Source organism: Limosilactobacillus panis, assembly GCF_019797825.1.
In the GTDB taxonomy this organism is placed as follows: domain Bacteria; phylum Bacillota; class Bacilli; order Lactobacillales; family Lactobacillaceae; genus Limosilactobacillus; species Limosilactobacillus panis_A.
Genome location: NZ_CP081855.1, coordinates 861,030 through 875,658, shown reverse-complemented (window position 1 = coordinate 875,658; position 14,629 = coordinate 861,030). Strand labels below are relative to the sequence as shown.

The window sequence follows — 14,629 nt, the reverse complement described above, 5'->3', positions numbered from 1 at the left end:
ATTAATAAATACTAATGGAGGCGGAAAAAGTGTATTTAATGAAGGATATTGTTCGTGATGGCGACCCGGTATTAAGAAAACGGGCTGCCAAGGTTGAATTCCCTCTCTCAGAGGAAGACCAACAGTTAGCGAAAAAAATGATGGAATATTTAGAAGTTAGCCAGGATCCCAAGCTTTGTGAAAAATATAAATTACGCGCCGGCGTTGGTTTAGCTGCACCACAAGTTGGCGTTTCAAAACAAATGGCTGCTGTTTTAGTTCCACCACTAGAAAAGGATGGTCAGCCAGAATTTAAGGATGTCATTATTAACCCAGTAATTGTCAGCGAATCTGTCCAGTATGGGGCATTAACTGAGGGCGAAGGTTGTCTCTCCGTTGATAAGGATGTGCCCGGCTACGTTCCGCGACACGACCGGATTACTCTTCGTTACCAGGATACGGACGGCAAGAAGCACCAGGTTCGGTTAAAGAATTACCCAGCGATTGTTTGCCAGCACGAAATTGACCACCTCCACGGCGTCTTATTCTACGACCACATTAATAAACAGGCCCCATTTGAGGCCCCTGCTGATACAGTGATGATCAGCTAAATGTTTAAAAGCGACTTTTGACATCCGCTATCATGGATGCCAAAAGTCGCTTTTCTATTTACTGTGTTGCTTAAGTTTCTTCAGGTCAGCAACATACTCCGCCGTGGCTTCATTTAAAATATAGGCAACATCAATATGAAGAACACCTTCATATTGCCACCAGTCCGTAACCCTAAACACGCTGAAACTTTTGTTGACCGCTGTTAACTGGTGGGCATTAGCATACTTGCCTAGTTGTTCATTGAGATTCTGGGGCGTCAGTTTGGTATCCCGCTTTTCATTTCCATCAAAATGATATTCAAAGGCTAAGACGCCCTTACCCCAGACATCGGCAACTAGCTGTGAGTTCAGGAACCGGTCCCATCCTAACAGTTTCTGCAGACTAGCATTAACAGCAGCATCAGTCGTTTCTTGAGCACGACGACGTAGCATTATTGTTGCCCGGTTAATCAGGATGCGGTGAACAACTGTATATAGGCACGCCACCACCACCACGGCAATTATACAAATTATAATTATCTTCATCTCGTCACCCCCATGAGAACCTCTTTATTAAATTAATCATACCATGTTGCTAATTCTGAGGACAGTTAAACTTAGATGTGCTAAAATGGATAAGGTAAAAAACTGAAAATAACATCTTCTAAGGAGTTTTTAGTAGAATGATCTTTAAAGTATATTATCAACCAGATAGTACCAAGCGTCCCGTTCGCGAAAATACGAAATCGCTTTATATCGAAGCTGACTCCGAACCAGAGGCTCTTTTAATGGTTGAACATAACACCGACTACAGTATCGAATACGTCGAACAACTCGATGAAAAGGCGCTTGCTTACGAAAAGCAAAATCCAAACTTCAAGATGACGAGTTTCTAATTTTCAGATCAGGGGTCAATGGGTGTCCCACATAATGATGTTGAATATCAATGAGGTCCAACATTCGGATGAACCGAACGCTGGACCTCATTGCATTTATACAAAACAGAGCTCATTTTGAAGATTATTTAACTTCTTTATCCTGTTATATAGCTATTAAGATCAAGAAGGAAGACCACTATGCATTACTCAATCATCCTTAACCCAGCTGCCGGTAACGGTAAAGCGCAAAAAGAATGGCAACTAATTGAGCCCCAACTAATCCAAGCGCAAGTTAGCTTCGATGTCCACATAACTAAGAACCGTTCTAGTGCTGAATATTTTGCAACCCGTTTTGTCCAAAGGCGCAAAGGGGATATTGTTATGGTGATTGGTGGTGATGGGACCCTTCACCAAGTCTTAAACAGCCTTATTAAAGAAAGTCACCGTCTCCACACTAATCCCCTCCCACTAGCCTTCATTCCAGCAGGTATTAATAATGATTTTGCCCGTGCTTTTGGAGTACCATTTCAGCCGCTTGACGCCCTGCAACAAATTCTAAATACCACGACATTAACTAGTGTTAATGTCGGCCACTACCATGAGGCCATTAAGGGCGAAGAAGGCTACTTCCTAAATAATATTGGGATCGGTTTTGATGCCGCAATTATTAGTCGGGTCAGCGGAAAAAGCGCTAAAAAACAGTCTACCGCATTCCATCTTTGGCACCCTGATTACCTTCGTCAGGCTTTAGGGGTCGTTTATAACCAGCAGCCCTTCCAGCTAATGGTCCAACAAGGTAGCTCACGGAACTTTTATCCCCGGGCATACATTGTCCTGCTAGTCAACCATCCCTTCATTGGCGGCGGCGTCAAAGTTGCTCCCACAAGCAGCCTGGAACAACCACAATTAGGCCTGCTTGTAGCGGAACAAAAGGGCTGGCCAATCACCTTTTGGCAACTAATTCAGTTTTCCCGAGGGAAGCTGCCAAATTCCCGTTTTGCTAAGCATTTAACGGGGGCCCGCTTTCATTACACAACTACCTCCCTTGAATTTGGGCAAAGTGATGGTGAGCCGTTGGGCAACCGCTTTGTTGACCTCAGTACAGACGTTACCCAGTACCCATTCTGGCAAACGACTAAATAAAACAACTCCCGCACACTCGACAATTCTCAAGTGTGCGGGAGTTTTGTCTTAAAATTAGAAAACTTTGCCAATCAAGCTAATCCTCAGAAGCTTCCATTGCCTCGAGAATTATCCGCAATTGGCTGCATTCATCCCGTAATTTTTGCATTTCATCGCCACAAGTTGGCTGAATTGTAACCGTCTGCCCATCAGTGGCATCTGTCACGTTTTCTGACCGACAAAGGTTCGCCAATCGATCCTCTGCTCGGCGTAAATCAGTTTCGATCTCATTCTTATTGCTCACTTTAAACACCCCTCATACATGGTAAATATTTAAAGCAATTTCAATAATTGCATACTGACAAAATATCATGAAACTGACCAAAAGTTAACCCTTTGAGTGATTACATCTCGGTTACTTTATGATGAAAATTCTCTAATCACTTCACAGTCCCGGCAAAGCTTGGTGCAAAATAAGGGCTTAAGGTGTAGATTGACACGTTCGTTCCCGGTTGCGCTGCCGCTGCGTACCGGTTGTTACCAGTGTAAATTGCAACGTGGTAAGAACTACCATGCTGACCCCAGAAAAGAATATCACCTGGTTGAGCCTGGCTAACAGCATGCTGGTTTACACAGCTCTCCAACGCAACTGAATTATGTGGCAATTGTTTATTTTCAGCGTGAGCGTATACATAGTCCACAAATCCAGAACAATCCATCCCACTCAGTGAATTACCGCCCCAGACATAAGGAACACTGTTAGAGTTAGCAACCTTAACTGCCAGGCTGACAACAGAGCCAGACTGCAAGTCAGTCGTTGAAGTAGCCTGATTATTGGTTGCTGGCTGTTGCGTCGCTGCCTGACTAGCAGGCTGTTGAGGCTGACTAGCGTTAACAGGAGCAGTCGAAGCAGTTGATTGTGCAACCGAGCCAGCAGGGGTAGCCTGACTTTGAACTGCTACCGCTGATGAAGTAACCGGAGCCGGCTGTTGACTAACGGGAGTAACGTAAACTTGCTGTTGACTGGACTGGACGGCCTGGCCAGTAGCGGTTTGACCAGCACTTCCTTGCGTCGTAACCGTATTTGCCACTGTTGTTGGTTTGCTAACAGCTACTTGAGAAGTATTGATAGCAGAAGTCGATACTGGCTGCTGAACATTAGTAGAAACGGTCGGTACTGTCGCAGCTAGGGCTTCACTAGTTTGCACGGTTTCACCACTAGCTGTTGACTGGATGCTTGTCTGATTAGTGGTATTAGCCGACGACCGAACACTAGTCTGGTTAGTAACTGGTTGGGTAACCTGCTCCGGCATACCTGTATTAACCACTTGTGGCTGGGTTGACTCAACTGGAGCTGCACTAACGGAACTAGTAGTGCCCACTGCTGTGGTGGTGTTAGTTGCCGATTGGTTGGCCCCGTTAACTGTTAAGTGCTGACCGACATAAATTTGTGGCGTTGTCAGATTATTCCAGGCAACAATCTGGTTAACACTCACATTAAAATGCTGGGCAATACTATTCAGGGTATCACCGTTATTAACGGTATACATTCCTGCCACCGAATGGGCCGCAGTTTGAGTAGTCTGGCCATCCGGTAAGGTTAGCTTTTGCCCCACCTGAATCAGGTCAACGGTATTGCTGATCTTCTTAATCGTGGTTGGGTTGGCCTGTTCAATTGACTGGACCGTCAACTGGTGCTGTTGGGCAATCCCCCAAACGGTATCACCTGATTTAACTGTGATTTGACTTGCTGAGGCAAGCTGCGACGTAATCGCCAAGAACCCAAACGCACTTAAGGTTCCCGTTACGGCATGCCGTAAGTGGTGACTCTGGTAATGCTTCTTAGTCATGCTGAATAAACACCTTCTCAATAATCATACAACATCATAATAAATACAGCGCTTCGTCAAGAATGCGCTCTCATGCTCCTTATTTTACCATTATTTTTATAATTGGTATAGCGAACATTTGGTTGGCCCGGATAAAAAAGGGCTGTCCAGCACCGTTAAGGTAACAAGGCAGCCTAATTTCAGCCTAATTTTTCTCCATAAAGGTGGTCAAACGTTCAATTGCCTGATCAATGCTCGAATCAGCAGCCGCGTAGGAAAGGCGAACATGCCCTTCTCCACCAGCGCCAAAAGCACGGCCGGGAATCACGCCGACCTTGGCCTCATGTGCTAACCGACGCGCAAAGGCAAAGTCATCACTGCCAAATCGTTCTGGAAGCTTTACAAACAGGTAAAAGGCACCGTCTGGGGCAGCAAAAGAGAAGCCCATCTTCTGCAAAGCATTCGCTAACTTATCCCGCCGCTTTTGGTAATGAGAACGGAAGGCAACGGGATCTGCCGAACCATTCGTCAAGGCCTCAAGAGCTGCGGCCTGAGCGGTATCATTAGCGGCAGTAACCATGAACGAATGCATTTTCGAAATCTGCTTGATAGCATCACCCGGCGCCGCAACGTAACCCAAGCGGTAGCCAGTCATCGCGTGCGATTTTGAAAGGCCATCGATCAGAATCGTTTGGTCAGGTAGCAAACTGGCCAACGAGGTAAAGGGCTGGTCGTAAATCAGTTCACTGTATATCTCATCAACAATTGCGAGCAGGTGGTGCTTCTTGATAACCGCCGCCAGTGCCGTTAGCTCCTCCTTGGAATAGCAACGGCCTGTAGGGTTATTGGGGTAGTTAAGAATTACCGCCTTAACCGCAGGACCACCCTTTTCAATTTCTGCTTCCAGGCGGTCAGCCGTTAATAGGAAGTTATCGTTAACGGTATTTACCGAGACCGGTTCCGCCCCTGTCAAGGCAACACTTGGAAAGTAAAGCGAGAAGATTGGCGTCGGGATGATTACCTTATCACCAGGGTTGAGCAGGGCGAATGTCGTGGCCGTAATTGCCTCCGTGGCCCCCACCGTCACAATTAGTTCTGATGCGGGATCATAGTTAACCTGGCGGGTCTGCTTAAGATAATTACTAATTGCCTGCCGCAGGGCGATTGTTCCCCGACTGGCAGAATAATGGGAATCATTCTCCTGAATGCTTCGCACTGCTGCTTGCTTGACATGGTCAGGAACATTAAAGTCCGGTTCGCCAAGAGTTAACTTGACGATTCCCGGAATCGCGGATATTTCGTCGTCGAACGCCCGAATCTGTGCCGGTGGAAGGGCAGCCACCCGGTGGTTAACAATTGTTTTCATTTCACTTGGTAAGGTCGGCATCTTGTCACTTCCTATAAAATATTCTCGAGTCCAACTACTAACTTGTCAAGGTCCAGCACCTTTTCTAAGGCAACTTTGACCCCACTCATGAACGATTGACGATCAAAGGAATCCTGCCGAATCGTTAGTGCTTCACCCGCGCTCCCAAAGAGGACTTGTTCGTGGGCAACGTAGCCCGGCAAGCGAACTGAATGGATTTTAATCCCGTGGTAGTCGCCACCACGGACATTATCCAGGGTGCTGACCTCATCGGGGCTACTCTCATGTGCTGGCCGCACCTGGTCAATCAGCTTGGCGGTGCTCAATGCCGTGCCCGATGGAGCGTCCTTCTTGTCAGCATGGTGCATTTCAATAATTTCAACATCCGGGAAGTATTGCGCAGCCTCCTTAGCGAACTTCATCAACAGGACTGCCGACATCCCAAAGTTAGGCGCAATCAGCCCCCCTTGGTGACGCGCAGCGCTGGTCTTAATTAATTCATCCTCCTGGTCATCCGTTAACCCCGTGGTCCCCACAACCGGTGCGAAGCCGTGATCGATGGCAAATTTGACGTTGTCGTACACGACTGCTGGAATCGTAAAGTCAACCCAGATATTGGCCGCGCCTTCAGGGACCTCATTTAATGAGTGATAAATCTGCACTTCAGGTCCAAGGTGAAACTTAGCACGTTGGTCATCGGCCATGTGCGGGGCCAGGACGGCGGTCAATTCAACATCATCCATCCCGTTTACCAGGGCAACGGCTTTTTGGCCCATTGCTCCGGCAGCGCCGGCAATTAAAACTTTTTTCATCTTATTATTCCCCCAAGTTCAATGGTAGTTGCTTATTTAATAACTTATCGCTCGGCAAGCCGAGAGCGTTTGCCAAAGCCTTCTTCTCGTCATCGTTAAGTGGCAAAATCGGCAAACGGCAACTACCCGTGCTAAATCCCTGGGCGTTAAGGAGCGTCTTAACTGGTGATGGTGACGGGTACATGAATAGCGCTGCCATCTTTGGGGTAAGCCACCGTTGCAGCTTTCCGGCCGCCTGGTAGTCACCCTTGTAGAGTGCGTCATACATTGCCCGCATCTGGGAAGCGTAGCTGTGGGAGGCAACCGAGATGACCCCGTTAGCCCCGAGAACACGAGCGGTCAGAGCCTGCGCATCTTCACCAGTGAAGACGGCAAAGTCCTTGTTCTTTCCTTCAACAATTTCTTCAAGTTCCTCCAGGGAAGCACACTGCTTAACGGCTGCAATGTTTGGGTTTGCGGAAAGTTTAATGATTGTTTCTGCCGCCATCTTAACTCCTGTTCGACCAGGAATGTTGTACATCACAATTGGTATCTTAACCTGGTCCGCAACTGCAGTAAAGTGGGCAACCATCCCCCGCTGGTTAGGCTTATTGTATGGCGGAACAACTACCAGGGCATAGTCAATGCCTGGGATTTTTGCCACCTCATTGGTAAAGGCAATCGTTTCGGCGGTGTTATTGCTCCCTGTCCCGGCAATTACCGGAACCCGACCATTAACGATCTTACCGAATTCTTGGTAAAGACTAATTTTCTCGTCGTGACTAAGTGTCGGGGTCTCACCGGTTGTCCCACCGATTACAAAACCATTACTACCCTGGTCAATTAGGTAGTTCGTTAACTTCTTCAAGCTTGCAAAGTCAATCTGCCCCTTATCATCAAAGGGAGTGACAATTGCTGTTAAGAGATCTGCATCTGCTAATTTCATTTTAATTCCTCCATTACTTTGCCATCCGCGCATTCATAAAGCCAGTGATTGCATCAACGCCCCGCTTAATTGCCGCCTCATCAGGTGTTAGAGTCGCGGAGTGGAGCTGCGAATCATCATCAACGCCAAGCCAGAACATCGTCCCCGGAAACTTCGCCAGTAAAAAGCCAAAGTCTTCGCCGGTCATTGCCGGTGCGGTTTCAATAAAGTTGACGTCGGGGGTCTTTTGCATGTAGTCAATAAAGAACTTCGTTAATTGCGGGTTGTTTTCAACTGGCCAGTAACCACCCTGGTTGAGGCCCAGCTTAACATCCATATTAAAGGAGCGCCCAACTCCTTCACAGATATCCTGAAGACGACCATCAATCTTTTTAATCATCTTCTGAGTCAGGCCGCGAATGGTTCCTTCGATCCGGGTATGGCCAGCAATTACGTTGCGAATACTGCCCCCGCGAATTTTGCCAAGGGTGATAACGCCGCTATGAATCGGGTCAATACTCCGGGAGATAACCGTCTGCACTTGCATTATTAATGCTGCAGCCGCAACGACCGTGTCATTGGCATCTTGGGGGTAGGCAGCGTGCCCACCCTTCCCATTTAAATCAATGTTAACTTCTGTGGTCCCCGCAAACAGCGTTCCCATCCGGCAGCCAATTGCCCCAGCGGGAAGGTCCGGATTATCATGAAGACCATAAAACTCGTCCGGACACCACTTACCGGAAAACAAACCGGCTTCATAGGCCCGCTTACCACCATAATCACTCTCTTCTGCCGGTTGGAAGAAGAAGAGCAAGTTGTCCTTGGGCTGGTTTTCAGCAAAGTAGTTGAGCACGCCAAGGGCGACCGTCATGTGGATATCATGGCCACACGCGTGCATAACACCCGGGTGTTGGGACTTGAATGGTAGTCCCGTCTTTTCCTCTACCGGTAAAGCGTCAATGTCTGTCCGGTAACCAATCGTCCGTTGGGGGTTACTCCCCTTAACAAGGACAAACAATGCCGTCGGTAGTTCTGGTGTCTCACGAATTTCGAGGAACTGTTGGTTAAAGCCCTTGATTACTGAAAGGAGGTACTCATGGGTCTGCGTTTCATGAAGGGCCAACTCCGGAATCTGGTGGAGGTGGCGACGGATTTGAATAAGTTGCTCGTTTGTTAATGTCATGATCACAACTTCCTCAAGTCACCCTGCAGGGCCGTCTTGTCACTAGTCTGTTGGTCAACGTTCTTAATAAACTTGGCTGGTACCCCGGCCACCATCGTATGGGGAGCAACATCGTGGGTAACAATTGCCCCGGCAGCTACGACGGCACCCTCACCAACGTGGACACCTTCAATTACAACAGCGTTTGCCCCAATTAAAACGTTGTCATCAATCCGCACTGGTCGGGCACTTGCCGGTTCAACTACACCTGCTAAGACGGTTCCTGCACCGATGTGGCAATGCTTACCAACAATGGCACGGCCACCGAGGACCGCTCCCATGTCAATCATCGAGTCAGCACCGATCTCAGCACCAATGTTGATAATTGCCCCCATCATAATAACGGCATTATCACCGATTAGGACCTTCTCACGAATGATTGCCCCTGGTTCGATTCGGGCGTTAATCTCCTTCAAATTGAGTAATGGTACGGCTGAATTACGGGCGTCATTTTCAATATGGTAGTCGGTAACCTTCTCCTTATTTTCTTCTAGGAAAGGCTTAACATCAGCCCAGTCACCAAATAGCGTGGCGGTCTGTTTTTCCGGAAATACCTGCAGGCTCTCTGGAAAAGTTAGTCCGTCAATATCTCCCTTTAGAATCACCTTCACTGGGGTTTTCTTGGGAGCATTACCAATGTAGTTAATGATTGCTTGTGCATCTAGTTTTGCCATTTTTTATTCCTCTTTCTTCCTATATAATGGATTAATTTTATTCGTAAGGTTGGTCCAGGTGAGTTAGGTCCGCAAAAGATTCTCTTTTAATAACCACCTGCGAATGACCGTTTTCCGCAAAAACTACGGCCGGACGTGGGTTCCGATTATAGTTTGAGGCCATTGAATAACCGTAAGCACCCGTATCTAGCATGGCCAGAATATCACCCGGTTTAGTTTTCGGCAGAGCTTGGTCTTGACATAGGATATCGCCAGATTCACAGTACTTGCCGGCTAAGCGCACGTGCTCAGTAAGTGGTGCTTGCGGATCACTGGCCAGAACCGTTTCATACTTGGCCTGGTAGAGAGCTGGACGAATGTTATCACCCATTCCTCCATCAACCGTGACGTACGATTTCAGTCCGGGGAGGTCCTTCCTTGACCCCACCGTGTAAAGGTTATAACCGGCTGGCCCAACGATTGACCGTCCCGGTTCAATCCAGATCGCTGGTTTTCCCAAGTTTGTTGGCTTAACAGCCTTCTTAATTGCCTTGATGATGGCATCAACAAATTGCTCAGGACGGAGGGGCTGGTCATCCTTAACGTAGCGAATTCCAAAGCCACCACCCACATTGATTACCTTTGCCTGGTAGCCAAACTTCTTTTGCCAGTGGTCAGCAACCTTAACCAGCTTATTCGCCACCCCTTCAAAGCCCGCGACTTCAAAAATCTGCGATCCAATATGAGCGTGCAGGCCAATGAGGTCCATCCGCGAATTAGCTAATACCCTTTGCAGGGCTTCATCCGCTTGACCAGAAGCAAGGTCAAAACCAAACTTACTGTCGACTTGGCCGGTCTGAATGTACTTATTAGTGTGGGCAGAGATACCAGGCGTGATTCGAATCATTACCTTTGTCCGAGCACCCAGCTCGTTTAAAACCTGACTTAGGAGGTCAATTTCGTGAAAGTTGTCAACGACGATTACCCCCACGTGGTTCTTAACCGCCATCACCAGTTCATCATATGACTTGTTATTGCCGTGAAAGCTAGCCCGTTCCATGGGGAAACCAGCCTGAATAGCGGTATACATTTCACCACCAGAGACCACGTCAATGTGAGCGCCCTCCTGGTTAACCACCTGGTACATCGCGACGGCGGCAAAGGCCTTGCTAGCGTAAGAAACCGCGTATGAAACATCGTTTTCTTCAAAGACTCGTTTAAAGGCGCGAATCTGTTGGCGAATCTGGCTAACATCATAAACGACCAGCGGTGTCTGATACTCATGAGCTAACTCAATCGCATCACAGCCCCCGATTAGCAAGTGCCCTCTTTCATTGAGCTGATCAGCAGTAATCTGTTCATTCATAATCAATTCCTCCAATTCATGTTGCCGGGGAAGTCGACCAATAAAAAATCCACTGTTTGCGCAGAACAAACAGTGGACTAAGTTCCATTCTCATTTGTCGATAGCGCAACGCAGGCTGATATTCGTCCTGCGACAGTCCATGGCTTATTCAACCACGCCCCAGTTAACCTGGCTCCTGTCAAGTCAAGCACTTCGGCAACCGCCCTGTTGAGGTAACTTCACTGCCCGACAGTGGCTCCATTACCCTACTTGTGTTGGCTGCACCTCTTCGATTTGTATTAAGCTTATAAAAAAATAATGAGAAAGTCAATAGGGATAATGAGGTCTGGAAAGGATCTCCTCATTTTCATCATTTAGTAAAACGTTTAATCATCATCATGCCAAAATTATTTTACTTGCATGTTTGGCGAAACATGTTAGAATTCGATTAAAATTGTTTACGGAAAATTAGCATTTACTAGCGTTTTCCAGAAGGAGTTCTTAAGAAATGAAAGTTGTAAAGTTTGGTGGCAGTTCGCTCGCTGATGGCGAACACTTTACCCAGGCAATTAATATTATCACTGCTGACCCCCAGCGCCGTGTCATCGTTACTTCTGCCCCCGGAAAGCGAAATAGCAAGGATACGAAGGTTACCGACCTTTTAATTCAGTACGCTAATCAAGTCCTAAACAATAAGCCATACCAGCAAACGGTTGGCCAAATTATCAATCGCTACGTTGAAATTGCAAACTACTTTAACGTTCCCAAAGAAAAACTGACGTCCATCATTGACCGCTTAAAGGAGTTGCCAAGCTGGCACTTTCCCAACCATAATTACCTGATGGCAACGTTTAAAGCCCATGGCGAACGGTCGAATGCCGAATTGATGGCCCTGATCCTTCAACAACAGGGGTACGAAGCCCGTTTTGTCACCCCTACAGAGGCTGGTATCCGGGTTACGGGGACGCCAAATAACGCATCCGTGATGCCCGAAACCTACTCTTTATTGGACCACTTCTCTTTTAACGACAGCGAGCTCCTTGTTTTCCCTGGCTTTTATGGCATCACCCTGGCTGGTCACATTGCGACCTTCTCCCGGGGGGGTTCAGATATCACGGGAGCCATCCTTGCCCGGGGCTTGCACGCAACAATGTACGAGAACTTCACCGATGTTGATGCTATTTATGCGGCTAATCCCGCCGTCGTTGACCACCCACAGGCAATTGCTAAGATGACTTACCGGGAAATGCGAGAATTGTCTTACGCGGGCTTCTCCGTCTTTCACGATGAGGCTCTGATCCCTGCTATCCAGGGTAATATTCCGATTAACGTCAAGAATACCCAGCACCCGGAAAAACCGGGAACTTTAATTGTTCCCGACAAAGGCTTCCAACCGGCTGACATCGTTACCGGGGTCGTTAGTGGTAAGCACTTTGCTGCACTCTACCTGCATAAGTACCTCCTGAATAAGGAAGCCGGATTTACTCTCCGGATTCTGAACATTCTCGCCCGGCATGGTATTTCGTACGAGCATATGCCATCCGGGATTGATGACATCACCCTGATCCTAGACCGAAACCAGCTAGATGACGAATTGGTCGACGTTATTTGTAACGAAATTCAAGAAGAGATTAACCCCGACCAGCTGGAGTGGATTGATAACTACGCCATTACGATGGTGGTCGGTGAGGGGATGCGCAACCGAACTGGCGTTATCAACGACATCCTAACGCCCCTAACGAAGGAAAACATCCCCGTCCCAATGATCAATCAGGGGGCATCCCGCATTTCAATTATGATTGGTACCTATGACCGCGACGCTGATAAGGCAGTCCGGGCAATATACCACCGCTTCTTTGCAAACTAGGAGGAGATTAACAAATGGCAAACTTAATAAAAGTCCACGGATCACAAAATAGTTTCTTCATCTTGGACCAAACCAAATTAAAGACGGTATTAACTGATGATCAACTGCGTAAGCTTGCTCAGCACCTTACCGACCACCAAACGGGACTCCTTGGTGGGGCTGATGGCCTCTTGGTCGTTAATAAACCGACCCGGTCTGGTGCCCTTGCCCAAATGCGGGTAATCAACGCAGACGGTAGTGAAGCCTCAATGTGCGGTAATGGCCTCCGGACCGTTGCCCGTTACCTTGCAGAACGAGACCAAAAGAAGTCCTTTAAGGTGGACACCATGAACGCAAGTCTCCAGGTGCGCCGTGAAAAAGACTTCGCTCCAAATGTTCCGGCCTTCGCCGTGGAAATATCACCCGTTCGTTTTAACAAGGAAGCCCTCCCTTTTGACAATCTTGGTCACGATCGCCTTTTGGGAACCCCAGTACCGGAGCTTGCTCCGCAGCTGACTTTCTCCGCAATTGCGATTCCTAACCCTCACCTAATCTCGTTCGTGAGTCAGAAAGTAATTGAGGGCCCGCTTCTCGGTGAATTGGGGCCCTACTTAAACGGTGATAACCCCTACTTCAGCGATGGTGTGAACGTCAATTTTGCCCATATTCTAGGTCCAAACCGCCTCTTTGTTCGGACCTATGAACGAGGTGTCGGGTTCACCAATGCTTGCGGGACTGGGATGTCTGCCACTAGCTTAGCCTTTGTTCTTTTGCACGGTGATCAAGGAGCCTTTGATGAACCAATTACTGTTTATAATCCGGGCGGAATGGTCAAGACGGTTGTCCACTACCAGGAGCGTCGTTACTGGGTCGAACTGGTCGGTAACGCCACTTTCACCCACCATATCGAGGTTAAAGAAACAGACCTCCACCAGGCAAGTGTAAACGCGGAAAACTGTACGATTACAGCAACCGGCGAGCAAGGTGCTTATGAGCAGTTCATTAATTGCCTGCCAAAGTTTAATTTGAGTCAAAGAAACTAAAAAAGACGCGGAAATGAATTCCGCGTCCTTTTTAGTTTACCGGTTAAACAGCGTATCAATTGATTGGTGGTTATGAATCCGCACAACTGCTTCCTTCAATAGGTCTGCAACTGATAACTGAACCAATTTATCAAATTTCTTCTTCTCGGGAAGATGAATCGTATCAGTCACGACTAACTTCTCAAGTTGAGAATTCTGCAAGGTTTGAACCGCATTACCAGAAAGGACCGCGTGGGTGGCAACGCCGTAAACGTCTTTTGCCCCGAACTTCTTCAGTGCTTGAGCAGAAAGTTTCATCCGTACCCCGGTGTCGACAATGTCGTCAACAACCAGGGCCGTCTTACCCTTAACATCACCAATGACGTATTCGGGAACTTCCTGAACTGTCTGTTCCCGAACTTCATCGGCCCGGTTATCGATAATTGCAATTGGGGCCTTAATTCTTTCCGCAAACTTACGAGCAAAGCTGACACCAGCGTGGTCGGGAGCAACAACAACGGTGTCATCGTTAACTAGCCCCTGTTTGTCAAAGTAATTGGCAAACAAACTCGTTGCTTGCAAGTGGTCGACCGGAATATCAAAGAATCCTTGCACCTGAGCAGCGTGGAGGTCAATCGTAACCAGCCGGTCAATTTTGTCCATCTCCAGCAAATTAGCAACCAGCTTAGCGGTGATTGGTTCCCGGCCGCGCGCTTTGCGGTCCTGACGCGCGTACCCATAGTAAGGCATGACCACATTGATTTTAGCGGCACTTGCCCGGCGAAGAGCATCCACCATGATCAATAGCTCCATTAGATTGGTGTTAACGGGATCGGATACGGACTGAATTACGTATACCTCACACCCCCGCACACTTTCGTCAATTGTAATCTTGATTTCCCCATCCGCAAAGTGGCTATCAGAAGCCTTACTCAGGGGTAGGCCAACCTTCTCGGCAATGGCCTCTGCCAGCGGGTAATTTGAATTTAGTGCAAACAAACGGACATTTTGAGCATTCTTGATTTGCGTCATTATTGTACTCCCTTTGATTTTCTAGCTAT

Annotated in this window: 15 protein-coding genes and 1 riboswitch; of the genes, 5 read left to right on the top strand and 10 right to left on the bottom strand. The window is 47.8% G+C overall.

From position 1 onward, the window contains the following. Positions 1-29 precede the first annotated feature (29 nt). Positions 30-590 (top strand): peptide deformylase, encoded by a 561-nt coding sequence (gene def / locus KZE55_RS04195; RefSeq protein WP_222259513.1) that lies wholly within the window; start codon positions 30-32, stop codon positions 588-590. Between the two features lie 54 nt (positions 591-644). Here the strand turns inward: def and KZE55_RS04190 are convergent, their stop codons facing one another. Next, on the bottom strand, positions 645-1,115 hold the full coding sequence (locus KZE55_RS04190) for a hypothetical protein (RefSeq protein ID WP_222259512.1): 471 nt from the start codon (positions 1,113-1,115) through the stop codon (positions 645-647). A gap of 137 nt (positions 1,116-1,252) precedes the next feature. On the opposite strand from KZE55_RS04190, the gene KZE55_RS04185 reads away from it, so the two are divergent. Further along, positions 1,253-1,465, top strand: coding sequence for a DNA-directed RNA polymerase subunit epsilon (locus KZE55_RS04185; protein WP_047769047.1), 213 nt, complete (start codon positions 1,253-1,255; stop codon positions 1,463-1,465). A 180-nt stretch (positions 1,466-1,645) separates the two neighbouring features. Continuing rightward, the gene (locus KZE55_RS04180; protein WP_222259510.1) at positions 1,646-2,590 is read left to right on the top strand and encodes a diacylglycerol/lipid kinase family protein; all 945 of its coding nucleotides are present in this window, start codon (positions 1,646-1,648) and stop codon (positions 2,588-2,590) included. Positions 2,591-2,666: 76 nt separating this feature from the next. On the opposite strand, the gene KZE55_RS04175 is transcribed toward KZE55_RS04180, so the two are convergent. The 8 genes from KZE55_RS04175 to lysA all read right to left on the bottom strand — a co-directional run bounded on the left by KZE55_RS04175 (position 2,667) and on the right by lysA (position 10,721). After that, complete coding sequence (locus tag KZE55_RS04175) at positions 2,667-2,873, bottom strand: hypothetical protein (protein ID WP_222259508.1); 207 nt, start codon at positions 2,871-2,873, stop codon at positions 2,667-2,669. Positions 2,874-3,009: 136 nt separating this feature from the next. After that, on the bottom strand, positions 3,010-4,419 hold the full coding sequence (locus KZE55_RS04170; protein WP_222259506.1) for a C40 family peptidase: 1,410 nt from the start codon (positions 4,417-4,419) through the stop codon (positions 3,010-3,012). A gap of 184 nt (positions 4,420-4,603) precedes the next feature. Further along, positions 4,604-5,785 (bottom strand): aminotransferase class I/II-fold pyridoxal phosphate-dependent enzyme, encoded by a 1,182-nt coding sequence (locus tag KZE55_RS04165; protein ID WP_222259504.1) that lies wholly within the window; start codon positions 5,783-5,785, stop codon positions 4,604-4,606. 11 nt (positions 5,786-5,796) lie between these two features. Then, positions 5,797-6,576: a 4-hydroxy-tetrahydrodipicolinate reductase gene (dapB, locus tag KZE55_RS04160; protein ID WP_222259502.1), complete on the bottom strand. Its 780-nt coding sequence runs from the start codon at positions 6,574-6,576 to the stop codon at positions 5,797-5,799. Between the two features lie 4 nt (positions 6,577-6,580). Then, positions 6,581-7,501: a 4-hydroxy-tetrahydrodipicolinate synthase gene (gene dapA, locus KZE55_RS04155; protein WP_222259500.1), complete on the bottom strand. Its 921-nt coding sequence runs from the start codon at positions 7,499-7,501 to the stop codon at positions 6,581-6,583. 13 nt (positions 7,502-7,514) lie between these two features. Then, a complete protein-coding gene (locus KZE55_RS04150; RefSeq protein ID WP_222259498.1) occupies positions 7,515-8,663 on the bottom strand; it encodes an N-acetyldiaminopimelate deacetylase in 1,149 nt (382 codons plus the stop codon). Between the two features lie 2 nt (positions 8,664-8,665). Then, a complete protein-coding gene (gene dapD / locus KZE55_RS04145; protein ID WP_222259497.1) occupies positions 8,666-9,376 on the bottom strand; it encodes a 2,3,4,5-tetrahydropyridine-2,6-dicarboxylate N-acetyltransferase in 711 nt (236 codons plus the stop codon). 37 nt (positions 9,377-9,413) lie between these two features. Further along, complete coding sequence (gene lysA / locus KZE55_RS04140) at positions 9,414-10,721, bottom strand: diaminopimelate decarboxylase (protein ID WP_222259495.1); 1,308 nt, start codon at positions 10,719-10,721, stop codon at positions 9,414-9,416. A 92-nt stretch (positions 10,722-10,813) separates the two neighbouring features. Continuing rightward, positions 10,814-10,998, bottom strand: a riboswitch (Lysine riboswitch). A 210-nt stretch (positions 10,999-11,208) separates the two neighbouring features. Here lysA and KZE55_RS04135 point away from each other — a divergent pair. Beyond that, on the top strand, positions 11,209-12,567 hold the full coding sequence (locus KZE55_RS04135; RefSeq protein ID WP_222259493.1) for an aspartate kinase: 1,359 nt from the start codon (positions 11,209-11,211) through the stop codon (positions 12,565-12,567). Positions 12,568-12,581: 14 nt separating this feature from the next. Beyond that, positions 12,582-13,589, top strand: coding sequence for a diaminopimelate epimerase (dapF, locus tag KZE55_RS04130; RefSeq protein WP_222259491.1), 1,008 nt, complete (start codon positions 12,582-12,584; stop codon positions 13,587-13,589). A gap of 36 nt (positions 13,590-13,625) precedes the next feature. Here the strand turns inward: dapF and KZE55_RS04125 are convergent, their stop codons facing one another. After that, positions 13,626-14,600 (bottom strand): ribose-phosphate diphosphokinase, encoded by a 975-nt coding sequence (locus tag KZE55_RS04125; protein WP_222259489.1) that lies wholly within the window; start codon positions 14,598-14,600, stop codon positions 13,626-13,628. Between the last annotated feature and the right edge of the window lie 29 nt (positions 14,601-14,629).

Bases quoted from the DNA above. Each gene is read 5' to 3' on its own strand.
- KZE55_RS04190 (WP_222259512.1), bottom strand. From the start codon at position 1,115: ATGAAGATAATTATAATTTGTATAATTGCCGTGGTGGTGGTGGCGTGC.
- KZE55_RS04185 (WP_047769047.1), top strand. From the start codon at position 1,253: ATGATCTTTAAAGTATATTATCAACCAGATAGTACCAAGCGTCCCGTT.
- KZE55_RS04180 (WP_222259510.1), top strand. From the start codon at position 1,646: ATGCATTACTCAATCATCCTTAACCCAGCTGCCGGTAACGGTAAAGCG.
- KZE55_RS04170 (WP_222259506.1), bottom strand. From the start codon at position 4,419: ATGACTAAGAAGCATTACCAGAGTCACCACTTACGGCATGCCGTAACG.
- KZE55_RS04165 (WP_222259504.1), bottom strand. From the start codon at position 5,785: ATGCCGACCTTACCAAGTGAAATGAAAACAATTGTTAACCACCGGGTG.
- dapB (WP_222259502.1), bottom strand. From the start codon at position 6,576: ATGAAAAAAGTTTTAATTGCCGGCGCTGCCGGAGCAATGGGCCAAAAA.
- dapA (WP_222259500.1), bottom strand. From the start codon at position 7,501: ATGAAATTAGCAGATGCAGATCTCTTAACAGCAATTGTCACTCCCTTT.
- KZE55_RS04150 (WP_222259498.1), bottom strand. From the start codon at position 8,663: ATGACATTAACAAACGAGCAACTTATTCAAATCCGTCGCCACCTCCAC.
- dapD (WP_222259497.1), bottom strand. From the start codon at position 9,376: ATGGCAAAACTAGATGCACAAGCAATCATTAACTACATTGGTAATGCT.
- lysA (WP_222259495.1), bottom strand. From the start codon at position 10,721: ATGAATGAACAGATTACTGCTGATCAGCTCAATGAAAGAGGGCACTTG.
- KZE55_RS04135 (WP_222259493.1), top strand. From the start codon at position 11,209: ATGAAAGTTGTAAAGTTTGGTGGCAGTTCGCTCGCTGATGGCGAACAC.
- dapF (WP_222259491.1), top strand. From the start codon at position 12,582: ATGGCAAACTTAATAAAAGTCCACGGATCACAAAATAGTTTCTTCATC.
- KZE55_RS04125 (WP_222259489.1), bottom strand. From the start codon at position 14,600: ATGACGCAAATCAAGAATGCTCAAAATGTCCGTTTGTTTGCACTAAAT.